The organism is Arthrobacter sp. P1_D12, assembly GCF_056406175.1.
Genome location: NZ_JBFUAR010000001.1, coordinates 106,788 through 128,752, shown reverse-complemented (window position 1 = coordinate 128,752; position 21,965 = coordinate 106,788). Strand labels below are relative to the sequence as shown.

18 protein-coding genes are annotated in these 21,965 nt (G+C 64.1%); 4 read left to right on the top strand and 14 right to left on the bottom strand.

What is annotated here, in order from left to right; all coding sequences use genetic code 11:
- Window positions 1-316 precede the first annotated feature (316 nt).
- On the top strand, window positions 317-1,720 hold the full coding sequence (locus AC1DZV_RS00570; RefSeq protein WP_476952830.1) for an MFS transporter: 1,404 nt from the start codon (window positions 317-319) through the stop codon (window positions 1,718-1,720).
- 232 nt (window positions 1,721-1,952) lie between these two features.
- Here the strand turns inward: AC1DZV_RS00570 and AC1DZV_RS00565 are convergent, their stop codons facing one another.
- From AC1DZV_RS00565 to AC1DZV_RS00555, 3 genes are read right to left on the bottom strand one after another with little or no spacing between them, the layout of a single operon-like run.
- On the bottom strand, window positions 1,953-3,191 hold the full coding sequence (locus AC1DZV_RS00565) for an NAD(P)/FAD-dependent oxidoreductase (RefSeq protein WP_476946728.1): 1,239 nt from the start codon (window positions 3,189-3,191) through the stop codon (window positions 1,953-1,955).
- A 15-nt stretch (window positions 3,192-3,206) separates the two neighbouring features.
- Complete coding sequence (locus AC1DZV_RS00560; RefSeq protein WP_028276580.1) at window positions 3,207-3,530, bottom strand: 2Fe-2S iron-sulfur cluster-binding protein; 324 nt, start codon at window positions 3,528-3,530, stop codon at window positions 3,207-3,209.
- 26 nt (window positions 3,531-3,556) lie between these two features.
- Window positions 3,557-4,852 carry a cytochrome P450 gene (locus AC1DZV_RS00555; protein WP_476946727.1) on the bottom strand — a complete coding sequence of 432 codons (1,296 nt, stop codon included), beginning with the start codon at window positions 4,850-4,852 and terminating at the stop codon, window positions 3,557-3,559.
- Window positions 4,853-4,986: 134 nt separating this feature from the next.
- Here AC1DZV_RS00555 and AC1DZV_RS00550 point away from each other — a divergent pair, with 134 nt between their 5' ends.
- Window positions 4,987-5,910: a LysR substrate-binding domain-containing protein gene (locus AC1DZV_RS00550; RefSeq protein WP_476952681.1), complete on the top strand. Its 924-nt coding sequence runs from the start codon at window positions 4,987-4,989 to the stop codon at window positions 5,908-5,910.
- A 1,038-nt stretch (window positions 5,911-6,948) separates the two neighbouring features.
- Here AC1DZV_RS00550 and hxlA read toward each other — a convergent pair.
- From hxlA to AC1DZV_RS00500, 10 genes are all read right to left on the bottom strand, one after another.
- The gene (gene hxlA / locus AC1DZV_RS00545; protein ID WP_476946726.1) at window positions 6,949-7,572 is read right to left on the bottom strand and encodes a 3-hexulose-6-phosphate synthase; all 624 of its coding nucleotides are present in this window, start codon (window positions 7,570-7,572) and stop codon (window positions 6,949-6,951) included.
- 111 nt (window positions 7,573-7,683) lie between these two features.
- Entirely contained in the window at window positions 7,684-8,274 is a 591-nt protein-coding gene (gene hxlB, locus AC1DZV_RS00540; protein WP_476952680.1) for a 6-phospho-3-hexuloisomerase, read from the bottom strand.
- 141 nt (window positions 8,275-8,415) lie between these two features.
- A complete protein-coding gene (locus AC1DZV_RS00535) occupies window positions 8,416-10,386 on the bottom strand; it encodes an acetoacetate--CoA ligase (RefSeq protein WP_476952679.1) in 1,971 nt (656 codons plus the stop codon).
- Window positions 10,383-10,991: a cupin domain-containing protein gene (locus tag AC1DZV_RS00530; RefSeq protein ID WP_476858218.1), complete on the bottom strand. Its 609-nt coding sequence runs from the start codon at window positions 10,989-10,991 to the stop codon at window positions 10,383-10,385. Before AC1DZV_RS00530 ends, AC1DZV_RS00535 begins: the two co-directional genes overlap by 4 nt.
- A complete protein-coding gene (locus AC1DZV_RS00525) occupies window positions 10,991-12,007 on the bottom strand; it encodes a fumarylacetoacetate hydrolase family protein (RefSeq protein WP_476952678.1) in 1,017 nt (338 codons plus the stop codon). The genes AC1DZV_RS00530 and AC1DZV_RS00525 overlap by 1 nt, the downstream gene beginning before the upstream one ends.
- 89 nt (window positions 12,008-12,096) lie before the next feature.
- Window positions 12,097-12,948 carry an ABC transporter substrate-binding protein gene (locus AC1DZV_RS00520; protein ID WP_476946724.1) on the bottom strand — a complete coding sequence of 284 codons (852 nt, stop codon included), beginning with the start codon at window positions 12,946-12,948 and terminating at the stop codon, window positions 12,097-12,099.
- Window positions 12,945-13,976, bottom strand: a complete 1,032-nt coding sequence (locus tag AC1DZV_RS00515) for a fumarylacetoacetate hydrolase family protein (RefSeq protein ID WP_476944186.1) — start codon at window positions 13,974-13,976, stop codon at window positions 12,945-12,947. The genes AC1DZV_RS00520 and AC1DZV_RS00515 overlap by 4 nt, the downstream gene beginning before the upstream one ends.
- Window positions 13,977-14,006: 30 nt before the next feature.
- Complete coding sequence (locus AC1DZV_RS00510) at window positions 14,007-14,945, bottom strand: VOC family protein (protein ID WP_476868224.1); 939 nt, start codon at window positions 14,943-14,945, stop codon at window positions 14,007-14,009.
- A 41-nt stretch (window positions 14,946-14,986) separates the two neighbouring features.
- A complete protein-coding gene (locus AC1DZV_RS00505) occupies window positions 14,987-16,489 on the bottom strand; it encodes a bifunctional 3-(3-hydroxy-phenyl)propionate/3-hydroxycinnamic acid hydroxylase (RefSeq protein ID WP_476858222.1) in 1,503 nt (500 codons plus the stop codon).
- 106 nt (window positions 16,490-16,595) lie between these two features.
- Window positions 16,596-17,972, bottom strand: coding sequence for an aldehyde dehydrogenase family protein (locus AC1DZV_RS00500; RefSeq protein WP_476946722.1), 1,377 nt, complete (start codon window positions 17,970-17,972; stop codon window positions 16,596-16,598).
- 144 nt (window positions 17,973-18,116) lie between these two features.
- Between AC1DZV_RS00500 and AC1DZV_RS00495 the strand changes: the two genes are divergently transcribed.
- Window positions 18,117-19,130 carry an ornithine cyclodeaminase family protein gene (locus AC1DZV_RS00495; RefSeq protein ID WP_230008245.1) on the top strand — a complete coding sequence of 338 codons (1,014 nt, stop codon included), beginning with the start codon at window positions 18,117-18,119 and terminating at the stop codon, window positions 19,128-19,130.
- Window positions 19,131-19,157: 27 nt separating this feature from the next.
- The gene (locus tag AC1DZV_RS00490; protein WP_476952677.1) at window positions 19,158-20,177 is read left to right on the top strand and encodes a dihydrodipicolinate synthase family protein; all 1,020 of its coding nucleotides are present in this window, start codon (window positions 19,158-19,160) and stop codon (window positions 20,175-20,177) included.
- Between the two features lie 436 nt (window positions 20,178-20,613).
- Here the strand turns inward: AC1DZV_RS00490 and AC1DZV_RS00485 are convergent, their stop codons facing one another.
- On the bottom strand, window positions 20,614-21,873 hold the full coding sequence (locus AC1DZV_RS00485) for a substrate-binding domain-containing protein (RefSeq protein WP_476946721.1): 1,260 nt from the start codon (window positions 21,871-21,873) through the stop codon (window positions 20,614-20,616).
- Between the last annotated feature and the right edge of the window lie 92 nt (window positions 21,874-21,965).

Below are 21,965 nucleotides of genomic sequence, written 5' to 3'. Positions count from 1 at the left end.
ATCCCTGATCAAGTTTTCCGGACGCGAGCAGTAACGTCACCGCGCCGACAGAATCCGCGGCGGCAGCTGTTATCCCCTACCACATCACCGCCCAGTCCCGGCGGTTCTGGGAGACGCTAACTTCTTGAGCGACCAACTCCGTGGAGCAGGCAAAACTTCCGGCCTTGAAGCTGGTGTTCCTAGACCAAGGGCATGCTCTCAGGGCGCTTGCCCACTCGTGGTGCCAATTTTTTCAGGTAGGTCCCGACATCACAATATTCAGCGGCTTGCTGCCGCACGCCGGATCCCCGGCATCACAAAGGAGTTTTATGTGAACATCTCAACCACAGATCCCAGCACAAGTTCTGAACAACATAAGATCGACGGCTGGCGTGCGACAAGGTTGATTTCTACCCTGATCGTGGCCACGGTGACCTTTCAGCTGACCGCCAGCATGGTCACGCCGGCACTTCCTCAGATGGCCGCCGCCTTCGGTGAGGGACCGGCCGGCGCGGCACCCCTTCAATCGATGTTCTTTCTCTCCGCCGCAATTGCAGTGCCCGTCATCGGACGTTGGAGCGACTTCATCGGTCGCCGTGCCGCCATGCTTGTAGCCCTCGGCACCGTTGTTGCCGGCACCATCCTGGGCATAGTGGCTCCGACGTTGCCCCTGCTCGTTATGGGAAGAATCCTGCAGGGAGCAGGCGGCGCCATGTTCACCCTGGCCTACATCGTCCTCAACGAAAACCTGAACGCGAGAGTCTTTGGGGTATCGCTGGGTATTGTGGCAGCGATCAGCGGTGGAGTCGGCGGTCTGGACGGCTTCGCCGGTGGACTCCTGACCGAAGCCCTCGGCTTCAGATCAATTTTCGTCGTGGTGCTGGTCGTGGCAGCAATCGCTGCCGTGTGCATCCTAAAGGTTGTCCCTCAAGGCCGGCCTCAAGGCGTGAGCGGCAGCATGGATTGGTCGGGTGCCGGCTCCCTCTCCGTGTTCCTGATATTCCTGACATATTTCGTTTCTGAAGGTTCCTCCGCGGGATGGACGTCTCCGATCTCACTGGCACTTCTTGTCGGAACAGTGGTCACTTTCGCGGCTTTCTGGGCTATAGAAAAGAGGCGCAGGCACCCCCTTATCGCCGTCCACTACCTGCGTTCCCGGCAGTTCTGGCCTGTTATCGCTACCAGCCTGCTCGCCCTCGCCGGCATGTTCGCCATGCTTAATTTCACCGTGGTGGTTCTTAGCCAGGACCTCCAACATGGCTTCGGACTAAATCCCTCCCTTGCGGCCTTGCTGTTCCTGGCCCCGCCAGCTCTGCTCGGCGTTTGCACTGCCCCCCTGGCCGGTTGGATCGCCGACCGCCGCGGGTGGCTCCTAACCCTGCGGCTCGGAGCAGGCTTCAGTCTGGCCTTCGGCATTGTCGCAGCGGCTTTCTCCGACAATCTCTTTGTGATTATTTTCGCTGTTGCCGCCCTTGGCATTTCCTACACAGGCTTTCTCTTTACAAGTCTTAACGGGCTCTCTGTCGTGTTGTCCCCCAGGGAGGCCCCCGCGGCACTGCCCGGCCTTAATGGTGCCAGTTTCGGCACTGGCGCCGGTCTCGGCGTCGTGCTTGTGCAACCATTCGCCGCCCAGGCGGCTTCCGTCGGCTATGCTCCCGCGTTATGGGTTTCCGTCGGCATTGCAGCCGCAGCCTGCCTCGTCTCCTTCTTGGTGGCGGCACCCAACGGCGAAAAGCTCTGAGACCCTAGCCCGGGGGTTTCATGACGGGTCGCTGAGGCCCGATCCGACACCCAAAATGTGCACAATGTACACACCCCCGAAAACAGCCAGTTCAACTCATTGCGGCCACGAGCGGCGCCCACATCACAGGGGCGCGGCACTTCTTTGTGCTGACAAAATTCTTCTCCCTTGAAATCGGGATCATCACCATGATCACGGGGGGATTTGTCGGGGCGGAGACGGGTAATCCCTGTCAGGCGACTACTGGGACTAACTGGGTGCTTGCGACAGCCTTCAGGGTGAACCCCTCGGTTTCTGCCTGGTCGCGGGTGATGCCCGTGCCGGCGGCGAGTAGTTTGCGGGCGGCCATATGGTCCGCGGGCGCGTTGACCGATTCCACAGCCGTGAGGACGCCGTCCCTGAAGCAGAGGACGGAGAACTTAGCTGCCGCCTGATCACCCAGGACCAGCGTGTCGTCATCGGGTCGTGCGAGCCCTGCCATCTGCAGCCGGTATGGGCCCTGTGTGGACCAGAACCAAGGCAGCTCCGTGTACGGGTGGTTAGCCCCTAGGACCGTGCGTGCGGCATGACGGGCCTGATCGGTGGCATTCTGGACCGACTCCAGACGCAGACGGACCTGGGCGTGTGCGCTGGGGAAACTGGCGCAGTCGCCGATCGCCAGAACGGCAGGGTCCGCTGTGCGCAGCGTTTCATCGACAACGATGCCGTTGCTGGTTTCGAGGCCGGCGTCCGAGGCCAGGGTGTCGTTGGGCTGAACGCCGATGCCCACGAGGACCAGATCAGCAGGATAGGAAGCCCCTGTGGTGGACACTGCGGCTCCGACGCGGCCATCCGCGCCGGGCTCGAAGCGGTCAATGCCTTCGCCGAGGCGCAGGTCGACGCCTTGTGAACGGTGGGCGGCTGCGAACCACTCACCCATGACGGGGGTCAGTGCACGTCCCATCGGGCGAGGCGCGAATTCCAGTACGGTCACGTCGCATCCGTGGGCCAGGGCGGCGGCGGCGAATTCCAGTCCGATGAATCCGGCACCGATGATGACGATATTGCGGGCGGTGGGCAGCGCCGTGTGCAGCGCTTCTGCATCTGTCAGGGTTTTCAGTCCATGGATGCCGGACAGGGATGCGCCCGGGCAGTTCAGCATCCTGTTTCGGGCACCGGTCGCGAAGACGAGGTGGTCGTAGTCGAGTGAACCTTCGGTGAGCTTGACCTTCCGTTCCGCCCGGTCGATGGCGAGTGCCTGGGCGCCTTCATGGAGTGTGACGTTCTTGTCCACGAAAAAGGAAGCTCCGCGCAGCGGCAAGGGAGCCGGCTCCTGGCCCGGGGCCAGGTAGTCCTTGGACAGCGGCGGGCGCTGGTAGGGCAGTCCGGATTCCTCGGCGATCACATGGATCTCGCCCCCGTACCCCTCGGTCCGCAATGTATCGGCGACCTGTAGGCCGGCCTGTCCGCCGCCAATGATGACAACGCTCATGTCATTGCCCCGCTTCTAGAGTTGGCCGGCAGGGATGTCGACGACAATCCCTGTGAGTTCTGCGTCGATTTTGATCTGGCAGCCCAGCCGTGAGCTGTCCATCCGCTCCGCGGTGGCGCAGTCGAGCATTTCGTCTTCGTCGTCGCTGATCTCGGGCAGCGCCTCGGCATATTCCGGCCGCACGTAGACGTGGCATGTGGCGCACATGGCCTGCCCTCCGCACTCGCCGATGATGCCGTCAATGCCGTTGCTGACGGCGGCGCGCATCAGTGTTGTGCCTTCCTCGACCTGGAGGGTTTGCTGGGTGCCGTTTGGCTGGGTGTAGGTGACGGTGGGCATCGTTGCTCCTTGTATTCGGGGTGCTCTTAGTTCCAGGTGACGGGAAGGCTGGTCAGGCCGCGGAAGACCCAGCCGTCCCAGCTTTCATTCCGCCGTTCGTCTACGCGAAGCCCTGGGAAGCGCTTGTAGGCCATCGGTACGGCAATCTGACCGATGGAGGTCTTTGCGGCCCAGTGCCCGGCGCAGAGGTGGACGCCGCTGCCGAAAGCGAGGTGGGGGCGCTTTGGCCGGTGGATATCAAAGTCTGCTGCAGAGGCGCCGAAGTGGGCGGCGTCGTGGTTGGCGGATGCAACGACAACGCCGATCCCGGCGCCTGCGGGGATCCGGACCCCTTCCAGGACGGTTTCCCGGGTCGTTTGGCGCGGGTACATGCCGATCGGTGATTGCCACCTGACGGCTTCGTCAAACACCGACGCCCACAACGAGGGGTCGGCGAGGACCTGCGCCCGCTGTTCGTGGTGGTTGCTGAGGGCCCAGACCATGTTGGTGACCATGTGTTGGGGCTCGTTCATTCCGCCGGAGATGGTCAGCTTGACATTCGCTGCAACGTTGGATGTTGGCAGCCCGCTGTTTGCGAACGCGGACACCATCGAGGCATCCGGATTCTGCCGGTAGTAGGGGATCAGTTCCTTGAGTAAAGCATCGGCCTCCGCGGTCGAAGCGTCACACCGGTCCCAGATCGACTGATCGTCCAGGACGTTGCCCATGCCCGCGATGAAGTCGTGGGACCAGCGGCGGACCTGCTCCACTGATACATCCTTCAGCCCCAGCAGGTCGATGAGGTTCTGCGAGGCCACAGGGGCGGCATAGTCCCGGTTGAGGTCCGCCTCCTCTGGGCCAAGCTCGGCGACATTCTCAAGGTAGGTTTCGGCGTTGCGCTCAAAGACCGGGCCCCAGACTTCCTTGATGGACTTGGGACGAAGCACAGGATTTACCGGTGCCCGGTCTACTGAATGCTCCGGATCATCCTTGCGCAGCATCGGCTGGGCACCGATGGCCCGGGTCATCGTGGCGCCGGAAACGTTGGCGCTGAAGATCTCCTGGTCCTGTTCCACCGTGTGGCAGCCGGCGTAGTTGGTGACGAGGAACTTGTTAAGCTGCGGAACCCAGGCGACCGGCGACTCTGCCCGCAGCCGGGCATAGGTCGGGTAGGGATTCGATGCAAGTTCAGCCACGTCAACCCAGTCAGCCACGGCGTAGTCGACGGCGTCCTGCGAAGCGGTGGTGCGAGCTTGATCGCTGCTGCCGGGCACCGAGGCCGCGTCATCGCTTCGGGTCTCCGAGTTCCCGTGGTAGGGGCACTGTGCGGCTGGTGTCGTCATTGTTGTCTTACTCCTACTGGCACGTCGTTGTGTAGCCGGTCCTGCTGGCACTTCTTTGTGTAATCAGTGTCACAGGCAATATTTCTCTAGTAAACTGCGAATATCAGCGGAAGTATTTCGATTCTTTAGGAGAAGTGATTTTCGTGCCGAAATTCACGTTTCGTCAGCTCGAGCTCTTCGCCGCGCTGCCGGAACACACCACCCTGGGATCCGCGGCGCAACAGCTTCACATCTCCGAATCCGCGCTTTCGCATGCCGTCAGCGAGCTGGAGGCAGCGTTGGGGGAACAACTGTGCATCCGGAGGAAGGCCCGGGGCATGCACCTGACGCCGACTGGGCGCCACTTCGCGAAGCGGGCCAGGGAGCTGCTTCGAGAGGCCAGTGCGCTGGCAGAAGGATTGGGTGAGATCCGCGGCGAGCTGAAGGGGCCGGTGTCGCTGGGCTGCTATACGGGCCTGGCAAGCAACGTCCTGCCCGCCGTGCTTGAGGGCGTGGCGAGCCTGCACCCCAAGGTCGAAATCAGCATCACGGTAGGGGACCACTCTGACCTGTTGCCGGCGCTTGAAGATGGAACCCTGGACACGGCCATCGTCTATGACATTGGCTTGCCAGCGGACGTTGAGCGCAGGGTCATCTACAAGACCGAAGTCATGGCCGTTCTGGGGGCCAACGATTCACTTGCTGAAGAAGATGATGTGGATCTCGCTGATCTGTCGGCCAAGCCACTCATCATGCTCAACACGGCCCCCAGTACGGAATATACGCAGTTGATGTTCGCTCAGCGTGGGCTCAAGCCAAACGTGGGTGCAGTAGTCCCGCAAATTGATCTTGTCCGGGCGATGGTCGGGCGGGGGCTCGGCTACAGCCTCTTGATGTCGCGGCCGAATCAGATCCCGGTTTCCAGCGAGGGCAAGGGACTCGTGACCAGGCACCTTCGTCCCCACGCCGGCCAGACCTCTGTTGTTGCAGTTTGGCCCAAAGAAACGATGCTGACTGCCCGGGCACTGGCTGTCATCCAATATGCAGTCGAGGTCCTGGACGCCATTGAACCCGAATAGCGACCGCCGGGTGCCACAAGAATCACGAGCAAGGGTCGGCGCCCGCCCCATTCCTGGACGGACTCAACAGTGAGATCCTCTGCGCGGGCTCGAGCCCGGCGAAGTTTGGAGACGTCCTCAGCATCAGTAGGTCAGTCAGCCGACCTCCCAGGGGTAATCACCGACATCGATTCGAGACCTTCTCGAAGGGCGTGCGTCTATTGGGTGGCTTGATCGCTTGGTGGCCCAGTCCTCCCGTTTGCGCGCTATCGCAGCGAGATCCTCAAACGCCCTGCCCGCCGCGAGGACGAATTCCACGTCTCGGCGGGCGCATAACGATCGATGAATTCGAAAGCAATTCCTGATCCTGTCTGGGCGAGTGTGGGTGTCGGTGGCCCGCCCGTTGCCTGCTGGCCCATCTGCTCCCCCGCGCTGCGTCAAGGGCGCCGAGGTTCTGGCTGGCGGCTATCAGCCCGAAGGTGCGGTTTCTTCTGGGCCCCAACAGTGCTCGCCGGTCTGCTCCTAGGATCAGGCTGCGTTGCGTGCTGGCTCTCGAGTGGACGCCTGGATAATGACCACGTGGTTCCGGAAGCAGGAACGCTCTCTTACCAGGCGGACCGCTCCCGGGATTCCCCGAACGGCACTTCTTCACTGAGTTCTAGAACGTACCGGCCTGCGTGATGGCGGGTGACCAAAATGCCGGCGGGCCGGCGGCTCAGAGCCACTTCGACGAGCGACGACTCAGCCTCGTTCAGTAACTTGTCGACAAGATTTGGGTCAGCAGTGGACACCTCGCGCCACTCTTCCGAATATTCCGGGAGGGAAGGGCTTTGATCGTGTACCGCGGATCTGGTCGGATTCGGGTTGGGGAGTAGCGTCAGATGGGACATAGTGTGACGCCATCCCCGCGCAGGAACAGCCGGCGGTCAGCCGTTCCGTTCTCGATCACCCAAATCAGATGCCCGCGGTCTCCGACCGCGTCTACCCATCCGGCGTACTGGAGATCCCCCAGACACACCTTTTGCACGTGCGGCCGCCGCAGGTGATGGAAAGGAAGCGTCAGATGATGGCGGCCTTCAGTTCTTTGGCGGCCAGGCTGGGATCCGCGGCTCCGTAGATTGAGCCGCCCGCTACGGCCACGTCCGCCCCTGCCCGCTGGACAGCGTTGATCGTCGAGAGGTTTACTCCTCCGGCTACTGAGAAGGGGACGCGCGCTTCTTCGCCGGCGGCCAGGAGCCCCTTGAGGTCATAGCCGGGCTGTGACTGCTCATCAAGGCCGGCGTGGAATTCCACGAACTTGGCGCCAAGGGCACGCGCTTCCTTGGCGCGGGAGACTTTATTGGATATCCCAATGAGGTCCACAACGATGCCTTTGCCGTGCGCACGGGCGGCTTTCACGGCGCCGGCGATGGTCGAGTCGTCTGCACTGCCCAAGACTGATACCAGGTCGGCGCCGGCTTTGAAGGCGATGTCGGCCTCCAATTCTCCGGCGTCCATGGTCTTCATGTCAGCGAAAACGATTTTGTCGGGGTGGGCATTCTTGATGGCGGTGACAGCGGAGAGGCCTGCAGCCTTTATCAGGGGTGTTCCGAGTTCGATGATGTCCACGTATTCGGCTACTTTGGCGGCCAATTCGAGGGCGTCTTCGACGGTGAGGAGGTCCATTGCAACTTGGAGTTTCATGATCGGCTCTTTCTTTAGGAAATGTTGGGCAAAAGGAATTCAGGGGTGAGTTGTTGACGGGTGTTTCCGCTGCATCAGTCGTCGCCTCCGTCGTCGCCATCCTGAGTCCTGCTATTCGAGATTGGCGTGCCGGGTCCAGAGCTGTTCGGCAGAAATGCAGGTTTCCTCCCAGAGGGCTTGGAACACCGCTTCGGTGGCGAGGAATAGCACCTGTTCGAAGAGGCTTCCGGAATATTGCCGAGACGCACCCGATTGGTGGTCGGCTTTCTGCGGGGCCGGGATAACCACGAGCACGTCGGATACTGCAGCCAGTGGGGAGTTTGTGTTGGCAGTGAATGCGGCCACCTTTGCACCGGCCTTTGCCGCAGTTTCTGCCGCCTTCACCACGCTTGAGGTTGTTCCGGATCCAGAGGCCACCACCAGCAGGTCCCCGGCGCGGATTGCAGGAGTGGTGGCGTCCCCTGCGATGTGGACCGTGAGGCCGAGATGCATCAGCCGCATAGCGGCCATCCTGAGAACCAGTCCACTGCGGCCTGCCCCTGCAACGAACACCCGGTTAACGGTGGTGAGATGGGTGGCCAGGTGAGCAAGTTCCTGTTCATTGATGCAGTCTGCCGTCTCTCCAACCTCGCCCCGGATCAGAGTGAGGCTGTGGCCGATGGCGCCCGCGGTTTTTTGACTGACAGGTGTTGCTGTTGGCATGGTTCCCAATGTCTCTCCTTTGACGGGGTGAGCAGTATTTAGCCAGCCGTTGAGTCGCTTGATGTCTTATCCTCGATACTTCCCGGCGCCCACCACCCATTACGGCGGGCCGAACCTGTCGGAAGCCAGTAGCGGTGCCGCCTACGGTGATATCGTCTGCCGTTCAAGGGCAAACCGGGCATATTCTTCCAACAGCACGGGATCATCCACCGACCCGAGATCCGCGACCGTTTCCAGCCGCGCTCCTTGCAGAAGCCGCTTGATGGGGACTTCCAGCTTCTTTCCGGTGCGGGTATGCGGAATTCCGGGCATGAAGACAATCTCGTCAGGCAGGTATCGGACGGAGAGGTTCTCACGGATTGATCTTGTGATCGCCTCTTGGGTCACGTCCGGATTGGCACCGTCGGCCAGGTGGACGAACAGCGGCATGTAGTAGTCAGTGCCCAGTTCCGCACCGACAACCAGGGCCTCGGCGACTTCCGGCAGCGATTCGACCACCGTGTAGATGTCTGCCGAACCGAGCCGCAGCCCGTTGCGGTTGAGGGTCGAGTCGGAACGGCCGTGGATGAGGATGCCCCGGTGCGTGAACTCGATGTAGTCCCCGTGCCGCCACACCCCCGGGTACATCGCGAAGTAGCTCTCGTGGTACCTGCTGCCATCGTCTCCCCAGAAGCTCAGCGGCATCGAGGGCATTGCCCTGGTCACTACCAGTTCGCCCTTGCCCCGGGTGGGATTGCCGGCTTCATCCCACGACTCCACGCGCACTCCGAGGGCCGGAGCCTGGATGTAGCCGACATGGACCGGCAATGTCGGGGATCCTCCCACGAAGATGGAGGCGATGTCGGTGCCACCACTCATCGAACTCAACCAGATGTCACCCACATTGCCGTAGACCCAGCGATAACCGTCGGCCGAAAGCGGCGATCCAGTGACCTGAAGGGAATTCAGGGCGTCCAGGTCGTGGTCGCGCATCGGTACCAGAGCCGCCTTCGCGCAGGCATGTACAAATCCCGCACCCACACCGAGGACCGCGACCTGCTCGGCTGCGGCAATCTGCCACACCCGGTCGATGGACGGGAAGGTGGGGTTTCCGTCGACGAGTACCGCCGTCGCCCCCACCCCCAGTGCGGAGACGAGCGCGTTCCACAGCACCCAGCTCGTAGAGGCCACGTTGAGATAGCGGTCCCCGGGCCGCAGGTCGGAGTGGATGAGGAGCATCTTCATTTCCTCAAGAAGCGCCCCGCCGTGCCCGTGCACGATGCCCTTGGGAATGCCCGTTGTCCCGGAGGAGAACAGGACCCACAGCGGGTGGCTGAACTCGACGTCCTCGAAGACGAGCTCCGCCGGTTCGGCCACGGCCTGGGTCCAGTCCACGGCCGGAACCCGGGTTGGGACACTCGGGACAGATGTATGCCGCCCCACCCAGATGATGTGCTCGAGGGTGGGAAGTTGAGCGAAGATCTCCCCCAGCTCCCCACGGCGGTCCCGGTCTTTCCCGCCGAGCCGGTAGCCCGGCGCGGCGATGACGACCTTTGGACCGAGCTGGGCGAACCGCGAAACGATCGCACCCGGGCCGAACTCAGGGGCGCAGACGGACCAAATAGCACCGATAGTGGCAGTGGCGAGCAGCCCGACGACGGCTTCGGCAACATTCGGAAGGATTCCGACGACCCGGTCCCCGTGGCCCACCCCGCGGTCCCGAAGGTGCGCGGCGAGGGATGCCACCTCGCGCCTCAGCGCGTCCCAGGTGACCTCTTCGCGCGTCCCGTCCTCGGCGATGCCCACCAGCGCAATTCCTTCGTGGCCCTGCAGCAGGTGCCGGGCGAAATTGAGGGTGCGTCCCGGAAACCACCGCGTGTGCGGCATGGCGTCAGTGGTGCAGACCGGTCCTGCCGTACCGCCGAACTCGACTCCCGCAAACCGGGCAAAGAGTTCCCAGAACTGTTCCGGCTCATCCACCGACCACTGCCAGAGCTCGTCGTAGCCTGCACTGACATCAATGCCTTGCCGGCCCAGGAAGGCGGCGAATTGCCCGATGCCGGTCTCCGCGCTGCGTTCGAGGTCGGGCTCCCAGATCACTTCGCCGTCTGCGGCGTGGGCGTTGAGGATCATGCGCTCTCCAAGGGCCGGGAAGCTTCCCTGCGTCGCTCGGCGATCTGGGATGCTGTGAGGGGCTCGGTTCCGATCAACACAAAAAGGACCCGGGCCGTGCGGTCGGTGCGATTGGACCACGCGTGGCTGGTGGCGCGTTGCACGGCCACGTCGCCGGCGCGCATGGTTGCCTCACCCTCGTCGACCAGCAGCGTGATCTCGCCCTCGAGCACGACAGCGTAGTCCAGCGAGTCGGTGCGATGGAACCAGAAGTGCTTGGAGCCGCTGTGCTCGGCGCCTGCTTCGGCCTCGTCGTGCCCGTCGAGCTCGCTAAAGATCACCGAACCCGCCTCGTCCGGATAGACGGCGTCCGGCGGGAAGTCTGCAATGCGCAGGATCGTCTCGCCGGCAGCGGGGAAGCTGGGAATCTCGGCGTCGGCCGCGGCCGGGTCCGCGTCGGTGACGTGGTCGATGCGTCCGGCCGCGGTCAGCCAGGGCACGGTGGCACCGAATCCCGGAATCACTTCCGAGGACCAGTGGTTGGGCGCGGCACCGTCCGAGAGGATGATGGCGCGTCCCTGGTCGTCGTGCCCGGTGACGATGCGGCGTACTGGGGGGCGGGTCATCAGACCACCCATTCTTCGTGCGGGTAGGTGCGCGGCTCGGGCCACCAGGGAGCCTTCTGGCGTTCGGTGGAGATCGGTGTGCGCAACGTGCCGACGCCTTCGAGCTCGAGTTCAATGACGTCGCCGGGCTTCAGGAACTTTCCGATTTCAACGCCGGCGCCGAAGCCCATCGTGCCCGATCCAATGATGTCGCCCGGCTGCAGGCGGTCGGAGATCGAGACGTAGGCCAGCAGCTCTGCGGGGGTGTAGACAAAGTCCTCGACCTTGGTGTCGGAGAGCACCTCCCCGTTGACGCGGACCTGGCCGCGCAGTCCCTCGATGGAATCGATTTCGTCCATGGTGGTGACCCAGGGGCCAATGCCGTAGCCGAAGTCCTTGCACTTCTGCGGGCCCATGCCGATCGCCATTTCCGCGCCTTGGATATCGCGTGCGCTGAAGTCGTTGAAGACGGTGATGCCAAAGAGGTGGTCCAGCGCCGTGTCCGGGGTCAGGTCGCTTCCGGACTTGCCCACGACGTAGCCGACCTCGAGTTCCCAGTCGAGGGCTTCGGTGAAGTCGGGGTAGGGCAGAACCTGGTTGTGGCCATAGGACATGGCCGTAGTGCCCTTGAAATACCCCGGACGCTCGTAGATCGACCTTGCCGGCTGTGCCTTGGCGACAATGCGGTGGAAGTTCTGGATGTGCTGCTCGAAGGTCAGCCCGTCGCGAATGACCGGGGCGTCGACCGCCGCCCGCCACGAGACCTCATCGATGGCAAGCGAAGCGTCGTCGGCCGCGGCAAGCGCAGCGTGTGCGGCGTCCAGGAATACGGCGCCTCCGCCGATTCCCGCCGCCAGGCTTCCGGGAAGCACCGCCAGGGCGAGATCCCGGGCGCGCTCGGGCTCGGCAGCCTTGCGCTGCAGCGTCAAGGCATAGGCGCGGGCAAGGTCAATAACCCGGCCCTGCTCCGGCTGGGCCGCGACGAGTCGAATCTGCTCGCCGTCGGGCGTGGGCACTGCTATACGTCCCAGTTTCATGGTTGCTCCTTTGGACATCAAACATACGATACGTACAGTATCGCATTGGGTTGGTGGGGTTGCAATAGACAAGTTCGTGGGGGTGACGCTCAGTTACCGACCGTGGCGGCCCGGGTGGCCCTCAGGAGTGGTTCGCCGTCGCAGAGCTCCTCCAGCCCGATGTCCGGCGGAAGCATGCCCAGGCTTCGACGGATCCCGGTCAGCAGTCCAAGTCCGCGCTGATCCACCGCAAGCGTGCGGGCGCGCGCGCCCCAGGCCGCCGTGGCCGCCGCCTGGTAGCCGCAGCGTTCAAGCAACTCGATTCCCTCCGCGTCGGTCATCGACTCTCCGGCCGCCACCCCGCGCACCAAAGCGCCCAGGTAGCGTTCCAGCTCTGCGGAAGCGAGAAGCTCGGCGCGGACCACCAGGCCTTGGCCCGGCAGTTCCGGCAGCAGGGCATTGACGTCCACCACGCGCCGCATCCCGGCCTTTTCGGCCAGTTTGTCGAACGGCGGCCCGAGCAGGGTCGCGTCCACTTGGCCGCCGAGCAGCGCGTCCAAGCGTTCGCGAACGCCGCCCACCACCACGTAGTCGACCTCGACGCCGGCGTCCCGTAGCAGGTGCTTGGCGATGAGCGCGAAACCGTTGTCGGGGGCGTCCACGGCGAACCGGCACCCGGCCAGGTCCGCGAGGGATTCCACGTCACCGCCTGCATGGATGCCCAGCTGCGTGGTCTGCTCGACCTGGGCAACCAGGCGCACGTCGGCGCCGGCCCGGGTCCATTCGAACAGGTTGTCGATAGCCGTGACCACCATGTCCTGCTCCCCGGCAAGCAGGGCCCGCAGCTGCTCCGCGCTCGAGGGCGTCCGGGTGGGCAGCACCTCAACACCGCGCAGAAATCCCAGCTCGGCCGCCAGCAGATAGGACACCGGCGGAACGAAGTGGCTTTGACGCAGGATCACGGGGCGGCCCCGCCGGCCGCGGCGACCGCGTCCGGGCGATCCACATACCAGGGAGGCAACTGCCCGCTAGGCCCACGGACCGTTGAACGCTGGATGCCGAGACCAGAGATTTCCGCCTCCATCACGTCGCCGTCCCTCAGGTAACGGCCCCAATGCGAACCGTTGCCCGCAGGCGAACCGGTGATGAGGACATCGCCGGGCAGCAGCACGGCCACCGAGGAGGCGTAGGCGATCAGGCTCGGGATGTCGAAGAGCAGGTCATCGGCCAAGGCATCCTGCATCAGCGTGCCGTTGAGGCTCAAGCGGATGCGGAGCTTCGCAGGATCCGGGACGAACCGCTTCGGCACCACGTAGGGGCCGGTGGGGAAGAACGTCGGCTGGTTCTTGGCACGGAACCAGTCGGTGCCCATCATCGCGATGTCGTTGCGCGGTACGAGCGTGCGCGCCGTGATGTCGTTGACGATCGTATACCCGGCCACGTAGTCGAAAGCGTCTTCGGCCGCGACCCGGTGCGCCCTGCGGCCGATGACCACGCCAAGCTCCAGTTCCCAGTCGACGTTTCCGCCGACATCCGGCAACTTCACGTCATCGTAGGCGCCGCAGACCGCCGAGGGGATCCCGGTCCAGACGTAGGGGTCGCCCGTCCGGCCGCGCTCGTCGATTTCGGCTGCGGCGTCGGCGGCCAGTTGCGCCGCATCGGCGCCTTCCTTGCCGAGCTTGTGGGCCACACTCATCTGCAGGACGTGCTCACGGTAGTTCGCCCCCGCGGCGATGATGGTGCCCACCGGCTGCACCGGCGGCAGCACCCGCAGCCCGTCGAGCGGGCGTGCGCCCGCCGCTGCCGGGTCGATGGCCTCGAGGGCGTCCAGGTGCGCATCCCAGTCAGCGAACAGGTCCCCGATCCGCCCGATTCCCGGCACCACTGTGCGCAGGTCAACGACGTCGTCGCCGAAGACCACACCGGGAAACTCCTCCCCGCCGTCCTCGAAAGTGCCCAGCATGAATCCGTTCACGCGTGCCTCTTCCATGAATCCTCCATTAGTCATTGTCTGCTGCCGCTATACCGGTGGGGCCACGTACAGGCCCTTGTCGCGGTCGTTGAACATTTCGCGGGCGATGAATTCGTCCATGTCGCCGCCGGTTCCCCATTGGTCGGAGGTCTCGGGGTCGCGCGTGTCAAAGATGCTTGGATGCCAGGTATCCTCATCCACCGAATCCAGCTCGGTGGTGTATTCCATGGTGTTCCCGTTGGGATCGTGGAAGTAGGTGAAGGTGTTGTCCCCGGCCTTGTGGCGGCCAGGGCCCCAGATTTTCTTGAACCCGGACCGCAGCAGCTTGCCGCTTCCGCGCATGTACTCGTCGATGCCGCGCAGCTCGAAGGACGCGTGCTGCAGCGAGGCATGCGGACCGCGGGAGATCGCTATGGAGTGGTGTTGTGCATTGCAGCGCATGAAGTAGAAGAGGTCGCCCATGTGCGGGTGGTTCAGGGTGTCGGAGAGACGGAAGCCCAGATGCTGTTCATACCAGGCGCGCATCTTTTCCGGTTCCGGGGAGTTGAGCACCACGTGGGAGAGCCGCACCGGGATCGCCTCGCGTTCCTCGATCTTGCGGTGCTTGCGCACCTCAACATCGGAGGAGACCTCGATGGTGCGTCCCTCCAAGTCGAAGAAGCGGAAGCCGTATCCCCCACCGAGGGTCTTGACGTCATCGGGTTCGCCAATGAGCTTCACGCCCTTGGCAATGAGGTCCGAGGCGAGCTGGTCCACCGAGGCCTTGTCCGCCGCGCCGAACGCGACCATGTCAAGGCGCTTCTCATCGGCCTCGCGCACGCGGACCGAATACTGTTCCGGGGATCCCTCGGCGGCGAAGTAGGTCACGCCGCCGTCGTTCTCCATTTCGGTGAGGCCCCAGTGGTTCTTGTAGAACTCAACCTGCTTCTGGTAGTCGGGCACCGCGATGTCGAAGTGCCTCAGGTGTGTGATGGGGCTGAATGCCATGATGGTCTCCTGTGTTCTGTCCGTTTGACGCGGATGTGGGTTTAGATGCGTGCCGGCACGTTGTGGCCGGCCTGCGGAATGCTGCGGATGAGGCGCTCCAGGGCCTCGGGGGTGTCGCCGAGGCCCAGGATGTAGCGGTCCGGGCGAACGACGACCGCCTGGGCGCCGGCGGCGGCAAGGATCTGGCCGACCTTGGCCGGATCGAACAGGACCACGACGTCGGCATGTTCCTCAAGTAGTTCCCGCAGTGGGGCCGGGACCGCGGCATAGAGCTCGCGGGTTGTTGCCACCAGGAAACGGCTTCCCACCATGTCATCCAGGCGCACCCCGTCGGCGAGGATCGGCTGCATGCCGAGCCGGCCGGCGCGTTCGTCGGTGCCGCCGTCGTGCAGGCCAGGGCCCAGCGCGGGTGAGATCGGTGCGGATGCGGCGGGGTTTGCGCGGATGAAGGCGTCACGCTGCTTCGCGGTGTCGGCGTCGGTGGTTTGCATGAAGCCCGCCGCCCGGGTTGCCTGCTCGACCCAGAACCGTGCATGCGGCATGCGTTCACTCTCGTAGGTGTCAAGGAGGCTGTCGTCGGCCGCACCGCGCTTGACGGCATCGAGCTTCCACACCAGGTTGGCCACGTCGCGTATTCCGGCGCATAGGCCCTGACCAAAAAGCGGTGGCGCCTGGTGGGCTGCGTCCCCCGCCAGGAAGATGTTCCCGGCGCGCCACTGCCGTGCGATGCGGCCACGGAAGGTATAAATAGCGAGCCGGTCTGCAGTGAATCTGTCTGTCGGCAGCACGCCGTGGCTGATCTTTTCCACACCCGCAGGGGTGGCAATTTCCTCGGGGTCGTCCCCCGGCATCAACATGAACTCCATCCGCACCCGTTTGCCGGGGAGGCGGATCCACAGGGCGGGCCTTGTGTGATGACCCAGGAAGATCATGTCGGAAGACAGGCCGGGGCCTTCTTCCAAAATGCCGTCCGCGACAAGCCACTGTGCATCCTCGCCCAGCTTTTCGCACTCGATGCCCAGCGCCTGGCGGCTTGGTGAACGTGCCCCGTCCGCTGCGATGGCCCAGCGGGCGCGAATTAAGGATTCCGCGCCGTCGGAGCCACGCACCGCCACCTCAACGCCCGGTCCCTCATTGCGCACGGAGAGCACGCTGGTGCCTCGGCGGAGCTCGACGCCGGGAAGTTCTTCCACGACATCCCGCAGCAGGACCTCGATGTCCGGTTGGTGAAAGGTGAGATCGTCGTGCCAACCCTGGGTGCCAAACTGACCCGTGGGCAAGGACACCAGGACTTCCCGCTCCTCGTTCTCGATGTGGAAGGAGGACATCGGCAAAGTTACCTCGGCAAAGCGCTCGGCGACTCCCAGCGATTGGAGGGTGCGGAAGGTTTCACCATCAAAGTGCACGGCGCGGGCAGTTGGCCAAACCTGGACATCACGCTCCACCCCGATGGCGGTCAGACCTGCGCGCCCCAGCAAGGCCAGCGCAGTGACTCCTACAGGCCCTCCCCCGATCACTACCACGTCGACGTTGACGTTAGCCATCTTGCTCCTTCAAGTTCAGTACGTATCGTTTCGAATAAAAAGTAACATGCATCACTTAGCCGCACAAGGGCACGGGTGGGCTTGAATGCGCGTCTAGCCTTGCGACTCAGGCCTTCCAGACGGTCTTGAGGTTGCAGAACTCCCGGATGCCGTCCGCGGCGAGCTCACGCCCGAACCCGGAGCGCTTGATCCCGCCGAACGGAAGCTCCTGGTGCGAGACGGTCATGCCGTTGACGAACACCGCGCCGGCGTCAAGATTGGCCGTGAACCATTCCTCTTCCTGGGCGTCGCTGGTCCAGACCGCGCTGGAAAGCCCGAAGGTGGTCTGATTGGCGATCCGCAGGGCGTCCTCGCGGTCCGCCGCACGATAGAGCGAGGCGACGGGCCCAAAGGTCTCCTCCTGGATGATCCGCATCCCGTCGCTGAGCCCGGCGAGCACCGTGGGGGCGTAAAAGAAGCCGGGGCCCCCGGGGGTCACCCCGCCGGTCAGCACCTGGGCACCCAGGGCGCGGGCGTCCTCAACGAGCCCGGCCAGCTCATCGCGCCCTGACAGGGTGGCCAAGGGCCCTACCTGGGTCGCGGGATCCAGCGGGTCCCCGACGACAAGCTCCGACATCAGCTTCACGAATTCGGCGGCGAACGCGTCATAGACCTCGGTGTGCACGATGAAGCGCTTGCCGGCAATACAGGACTGGCCGTTGTTGCTGATCCGCGCACGCACGGCGGTCGCCGCCGCGGCCGAGACGTCCGCCGAGGGCATGACAATGAAAGGGTCCGACCCACCGAGCTCCAGCACGGCCTTCTTCACATGGTCCCCGGCAATGGAGGCAACGGAGCGCCCCGCCGGCTCGGAACCCGTCAAGGTGACCGCCTTGACCCTCGTATCGGCCAGGACGCCGGCCACCTCGGAGCCGCCGATCAGCAGAGTGCGGAAGGAGCCGCGCGGGAACCCTGCCCGCTCAAAGAGCGTGTCAAGGAAGAGCGCCGCCTGCGGCACGTTCGAGGCATGCTTGAGCAGGCCGGAGTTGCCCGCCATAAGCGCCGGGGCCGCAAACCGGATGACCTGCCAGAGGGGGTAGTTCCAGGGCATGACCGCCAGGACGGTGCCCAGCGGTTCGTAGCGAGTCCACGCGCGGGTTGCGCCGACAGTTGACGGGTCCGCCAGCGGGGCATCGGCCAGGAATTCCCCGGCATGCTCGGCGTAGAAACGCATGGCCTTGACGCACTTGTGCACCTCGGCAATCGATTGCGCAATCGGCTTGCCCATCTCGACGGTGATCAATTCGCCCAGGCCCTCCGCCTGACCCTCCAAGATGTCCGCCGCGGCGAGCATCCACTGCCCACGCTGGGCGAACGTGCTGCCGCGCAGGAGCCGCGCCGCTTCGGCGGCTTCCGCGATGCGATCCTGGACTTCCTCGGCCGAGTGCGGCTCAATGATCATTTCGGTCGAACCGGTGGTCGGGTTGACGGTTGCGATTGCCATGGTTGGGATCCTTTCCTGGAGACGTGTTCTCTGTCACGACTATATAGGATACGATTCGTATCGGATACTATTTGGGTCTACTCAGTAAATCCACCCACGCCCGCAGCCCGTGGACCGGCTGCCCGACATCCAAGGAGTGCCCCCGTGAGCACCAATGGCGAGTTACCGAACAATCTTCCGCTCTTTCTCACCGACGCCGACGTCGCCAGCCTTTCGGACTGGGCCGGGGCGATCGAAGCCATCCGCACCGCCTACAAGGCCCCCGACGACGAGGGCGGCACACCGGGAAGGATCTTCGCCCAGACACCTCGCGAATGGTTGCGGATCATGCCCTCGGTGCCGCCCAACGGCCAACTGTTCGGCGCAAAGTCAATCGCCGGGTCCTTCGCGGACGGCCTGCGCGTCAGCTATCTGATTTCACTCTTCGACAAGGACACCGCGGATCTGGTGGCTCTCGTGGACGGAAATCGCGTCACCGGCCTGCGCACCGCAGCGACCACTGCCGTGGGCACCTCCACGATCGTGCCGCAGCGGCCGCTGATCGTCGGTGTGATCGGCTCCGGCTTTGAGGCGCGTTCCCACCTGACAGCCTTTTCCCACCTGCTTGAGTTCGCCGACATCCGTGTGTTCAGTCCGACCCCTGCCAACCGCGAGGCCTTTGCACGCGAGTTCGACGGCACGTTCGGCGCACCCGCACGAGCTGTCGGCTCGGCCCGCGAGGCCGCGGAAGGCGCGGATCTCATCCTGTGCGCGGCACGCTCCCGCGACGAGTCCCCTACGCTGCTGGCCGAATGGGTCGGCCCGAACGCCGCGGTGGTCTCGATCGGTTCCACGACCCCCGCACAACGCGAGCTGCCCGCGGAGCTGATCGCCCGCGCCGCGGTCGTCGTGGTGGACACCCGTGACGAGGTCGTGCACGGCAGCGGGGACATGATCGCGGCCCGGGCACACGGCGTCGATGTCGATTCGCTCATTGTCACACTCAATGCCGTCCTGACCGGCGAAACCGCCATCGACGCGGAGCACGGGATCCGTATCTACAAGTCGACCGGTTCCGGCCTGCAGGACATCGTTGTTGCCGAGATGCTCGTTAACCGCGCCCGCGCCGAGGGCATCGGCACCGTCCTGCCCGTCGGCATCGTCACCAGCCGCAAATAGACCCCACTGACAATAAAGGAGAACAACATGGTGGAATACACCAAATCCGAAGCCCGCTCCTGGGCCCGGGAGAAATTCGTCGGCACCGTCGCGGTGACGCACCCGTCCTTCACCCCGGACTTCTCTGCCATCAACGAAAACGCGATCCGCCACGACATCCTCCTGCTCAAGGAACGTGGCTACAAGGGTTCCCTGCTGATCGCCGAAGCGAATATCACCCCGGAGGAGAACGCCCGAATCACAGCCATCGCCCGCGAAGCAGCCGGCCCGGACTTCGCCCTCTTCTTCCACGCAATCTTCGGCACCCTGGAAGAAAACATCCATGCAGCAAACCTGGCTACCAAGGCCGGCGCCGACCGCGCGCTGCTGGCCTACCCTTCATCGTTCTGGCCGACCTCGTACGACGAGGTGTTCGACTACACCAAGCGTTTCACCGACGAAACCGATCTGGCCACCATGCTGTTCCCGCTCCCCGCCTGGGGCTTCGAGCGCATCCACCCCGCAGGCATGAGCGTGGACTTCGTGCGCCGCGTCCTCGACGCGATGCCGAGCATCGTCGCCATCAAGGCCGAACAGGGCTACCCGGGCATCCCCGGAGTCATGGAGATGTACCACCACTTCCGCGATGAAGTAGTGATCTCCTGCCCCATCGAGGCCGAAATAATCCCCCTCATGTCGGTCTTGGACGTCCAGTTCTCCGGCACCGCGAACACGAACTGGATGGGAGACTACTACCCCAAGGCCTTCGAACTGGCGCGCACCGGCAAATGGGAAGAAGCCATGAAGCGCTACTGGGAGGTCCAGCCGGCCCGGGCCGCCAATATGGCTGTATCGTCCACTTCCACCCCGGGCACCAGCTCCATCAACCGCACCCAGTGGAAGTACCAGGAGTGGCTCTCCGGCTTCAACGGCGGCGCCCTGCGCCCGCCGGCAGTCAGACTTCCCGACCGCTTCATGAAGCAGCTGCGCGCAAGCCTGGAAGCCTCGGGACTGCCCGTCACCGATTCCCCGGACTCGGAATTCTTGCGCGGACGCGTCAGCCCCTAAGCGGCCGTCCGGCGGAGTGCCGGCATTGGAAAGCCCCTTGGACCACTGAACCGGCATGCTGGTTCAGTGTCCCAAGGGGCTTCTTTGCGCGTGAAAACGGCTTGAATGACCTTGAATGACTAGATGCAGCACCGGAACCGATCCGGCGACCGCGGGCCACCCTTGACGAAATCAGACGACGCAGGGAACGGGATCGTGCGTCGGCCGCCGAAACGGACTACAAACAGGCAAGCGGCAAATCACCCCGGCGGAAGAGGCCCTCGGTTCCGGTCCAGGACCGGTGATGAGTGTGCTCCTGCGTCGGCGTCAGGCCCCGGGATTATCCGAAGAACGCGTTGAGTCGTTCACCGGCCCGGCGTTGGTCCCGGCACCCGGCACCCGGACATCGGCAGGCCGGGTGGAGGGTCATCGCTCGTGCTCATGACTCGCACCGCCCCTATGCGCCGGGGTTTGAGAAGAATGCGTTGAGCCGGTCGGTGGGCAGGTAGTCCGCCGGGTCGCCGGCCAGGTCTGTCAGATCATTGTGGTCCCACGAGGGGTCCGCGACCTTGGCGAGGTTCTCCCGGGAGACGATCACCGAGGGTTCAACGATCTGGTTGATCTTCGGTCCCTCGCCCTTCAGGATGCGCAGGGCCACATCGACCACTGCCTCACCGGTGCGCACGGACGGGGTCGTGGTGCCGAAGTAGGGGTAGCCGGGGTTTGCCAGCGCCCAGGAGGAGAATCCCTGGCTGGACCCGTCGTCCGCGATCGGCGGCACCTCCATGCCCGATTCCACAAAGGCGTTGCGGATGCCGACGCCCATCGTTCCGGCCTGCAAGACGGCGTCAACCCCGGCAGGGTGGGTCGCAAGGAACTTCTGGACCTCCGCCTGGGCCGTGGCCGGTTGGAAGAAGCCGGTGACCGACCCGGCGACCTTGACCTCCGGGCAGTTAGCCAGGACGGCGTCGATGCCCAGGCCCGCGAAGGTCGAGACCGGAATGCCCGGGATGCCGTCGACGCGCAGGACGTTGCCCTTGCCCCCGATTGACGCCACGGTGCCGGCGGTGACCTGGGCGATAGCGAGCGGGGTATTCCTCGTCACACTCACGGCGTACTCGGAATCGATCGGCACCTGGGCGGCAACCAGCGGGATGCCGGCGTCATGGGCGGCCTTTGCCAAGCCCACGGACGGCTCCGGTGCGATGGCGGTGTAGATGATCACGTCCGGCTTGAGCGAGAGCGCTTCGTTGAACTGCTGAAGCTGCAGGGGCACGTTCGACGGGTCATCTGGGGCGAAGTCGCCGACGATCTTGACACCATTGGCCTTCAGGCTCGTGCGGATCGCCTCCGACATGGAGGCAATGAAGGGGCTGGCAGGTGGCATGCCCACGATCGCAGCCGTGAAACCCTCAGTCTTCTTCGACTTATAGTCGGCCCATGCCGATTTCCGGATCTCGTAGGGGTAGAGGTTGTAGCCCGCGGCGATCTCCTTGGGCAAACCGGACAGCAGGCCGTTCGGATCGTTCGCCCTACCCGTAGGCAGCGACCCGCAGGTCCCGGCTGCCGCCGGCGACACCTTGGCGGGGGTTGCCCCTCCGGAGGAGCCCGGGGCCGCTGGCGCCGATGCCGAGCAGCCCGTCAGGACGAGGGCGCCGGCCCCCAGAATCGCGGCGCCGACCGTCGAGAAGCGGGGGAAAAAGGTCGTCTTCTTCATGGTTTATCTCCTGCCATATAAAACGATTCGTATCGTATGGCATCAGGTTAGGCACATGCGGTACGATTCGTCTAGTTTCGAATATGATCTGA

Excerpts from the sequence above, each read along its gene's own strand:
- AC1DZV_RS00565 (WP_476946728.1), bottom strand. The coding sequence starts at position 3,191 with ATGAGCGTTGTCATCATTGGCGGCGGACAGGCCGGCCTACAGGTCGCC.
- AC1DZV_RS00560 (WP_028276580.1), bottom strand. The coding sequence starts at position 3,530 with ATGCCCACCGTCACCTACACCCAGCCAAACGGCACCCAGCAAACCCTC.
- AC1DZV_RS00555 (WP_476946727.1), bottom strand. The coding sequence starts at position 4,852 with ATGACGACACCAGCCGCACAGTGCCCCTACCACGGGAACTCGGAGACC.
- hxlA (WP_476946726.1), bottom strand. The coding sequence starts at position 7,572 with ATGAAACTCCAAGTTGCAATGGACCTCCTCACCGTCGAAGACGCCCTC.
- hxlB (WP_476952680.1), bottom strand. The coding sequence starts at position 8,274 with ATGCCAACAGCAACACCTGTCAGTCAAAAAACCGCGGGCGCCATCGGC.
- AC1DZV_RS00535 (WP_476952679.1), bottom strand. The coding sequence starts at position 10,386 with ATGATCCTCAACGCCCACGCCGCAGACGGCGAAGTGATCTGGGAGCCC.
- AC1DZV_RS00530 (WP_476858218.1), bottom strand. The coding sequence starts at position 10,991 with ATGACCCGCCCCCCAGTACGCCGCATCGTCACCGGGCACGACGACCAG.
- AC1DZV_RS00525 (WP_476952678.1), bottom strand. The coding sequence starts at position 12,007 with ATGAAACTGGGACGTATAGCAGTGCCCACGCCCGACGGCGAGCAGATT.
- AC1DZV_RS00515 (WP_476944186.1), bottom strand. The coding sequence starts at position 13,976 with ATGGAAGAGGCACGCGTGAACGGATTCATGCTGGGCACTTTCGAGGAC.
- AC1DZV_RS00510 (WP_476868224.1), bottom strand. The coding sequence starts at position 14,945 with ATGGCATTCAGCCCCATCACACACCTGAGGCACTTCGACATCGCGGTG.
- AC1DZV_RS00505 (WP_476858222.1), bottom strand. The coding sequence starts at position 16,489 with ATGGCTAACGTCAACGTCGACGTGGTAGTGATCGGGGGAGGGCCTGTA.
- AC1DZV_RS00500 (WP_476946722.1), bottom strand. The coding sequence starts at position 17,972 with ATGGCAATCGCAACCGTCAACCCGACCACCGGTTCGACCGAAATGATC.
- AC1DZV_RS00490 (WP_476952677.1), top strand. The coding sequence starts at position 19,158 with ATGGTGGAATACACCAAATCCGAAGCCCGCTCCTGGGCCCGGGAGAAA.
- AC1DZV_RS00485 (WP_476946721.1), bottom strand. The coding sequence starts at position 21,873 with ATGAAGAAGACGACCTTTTTCCCCCGCTTCTCGACGGTCGGCGCCGCG.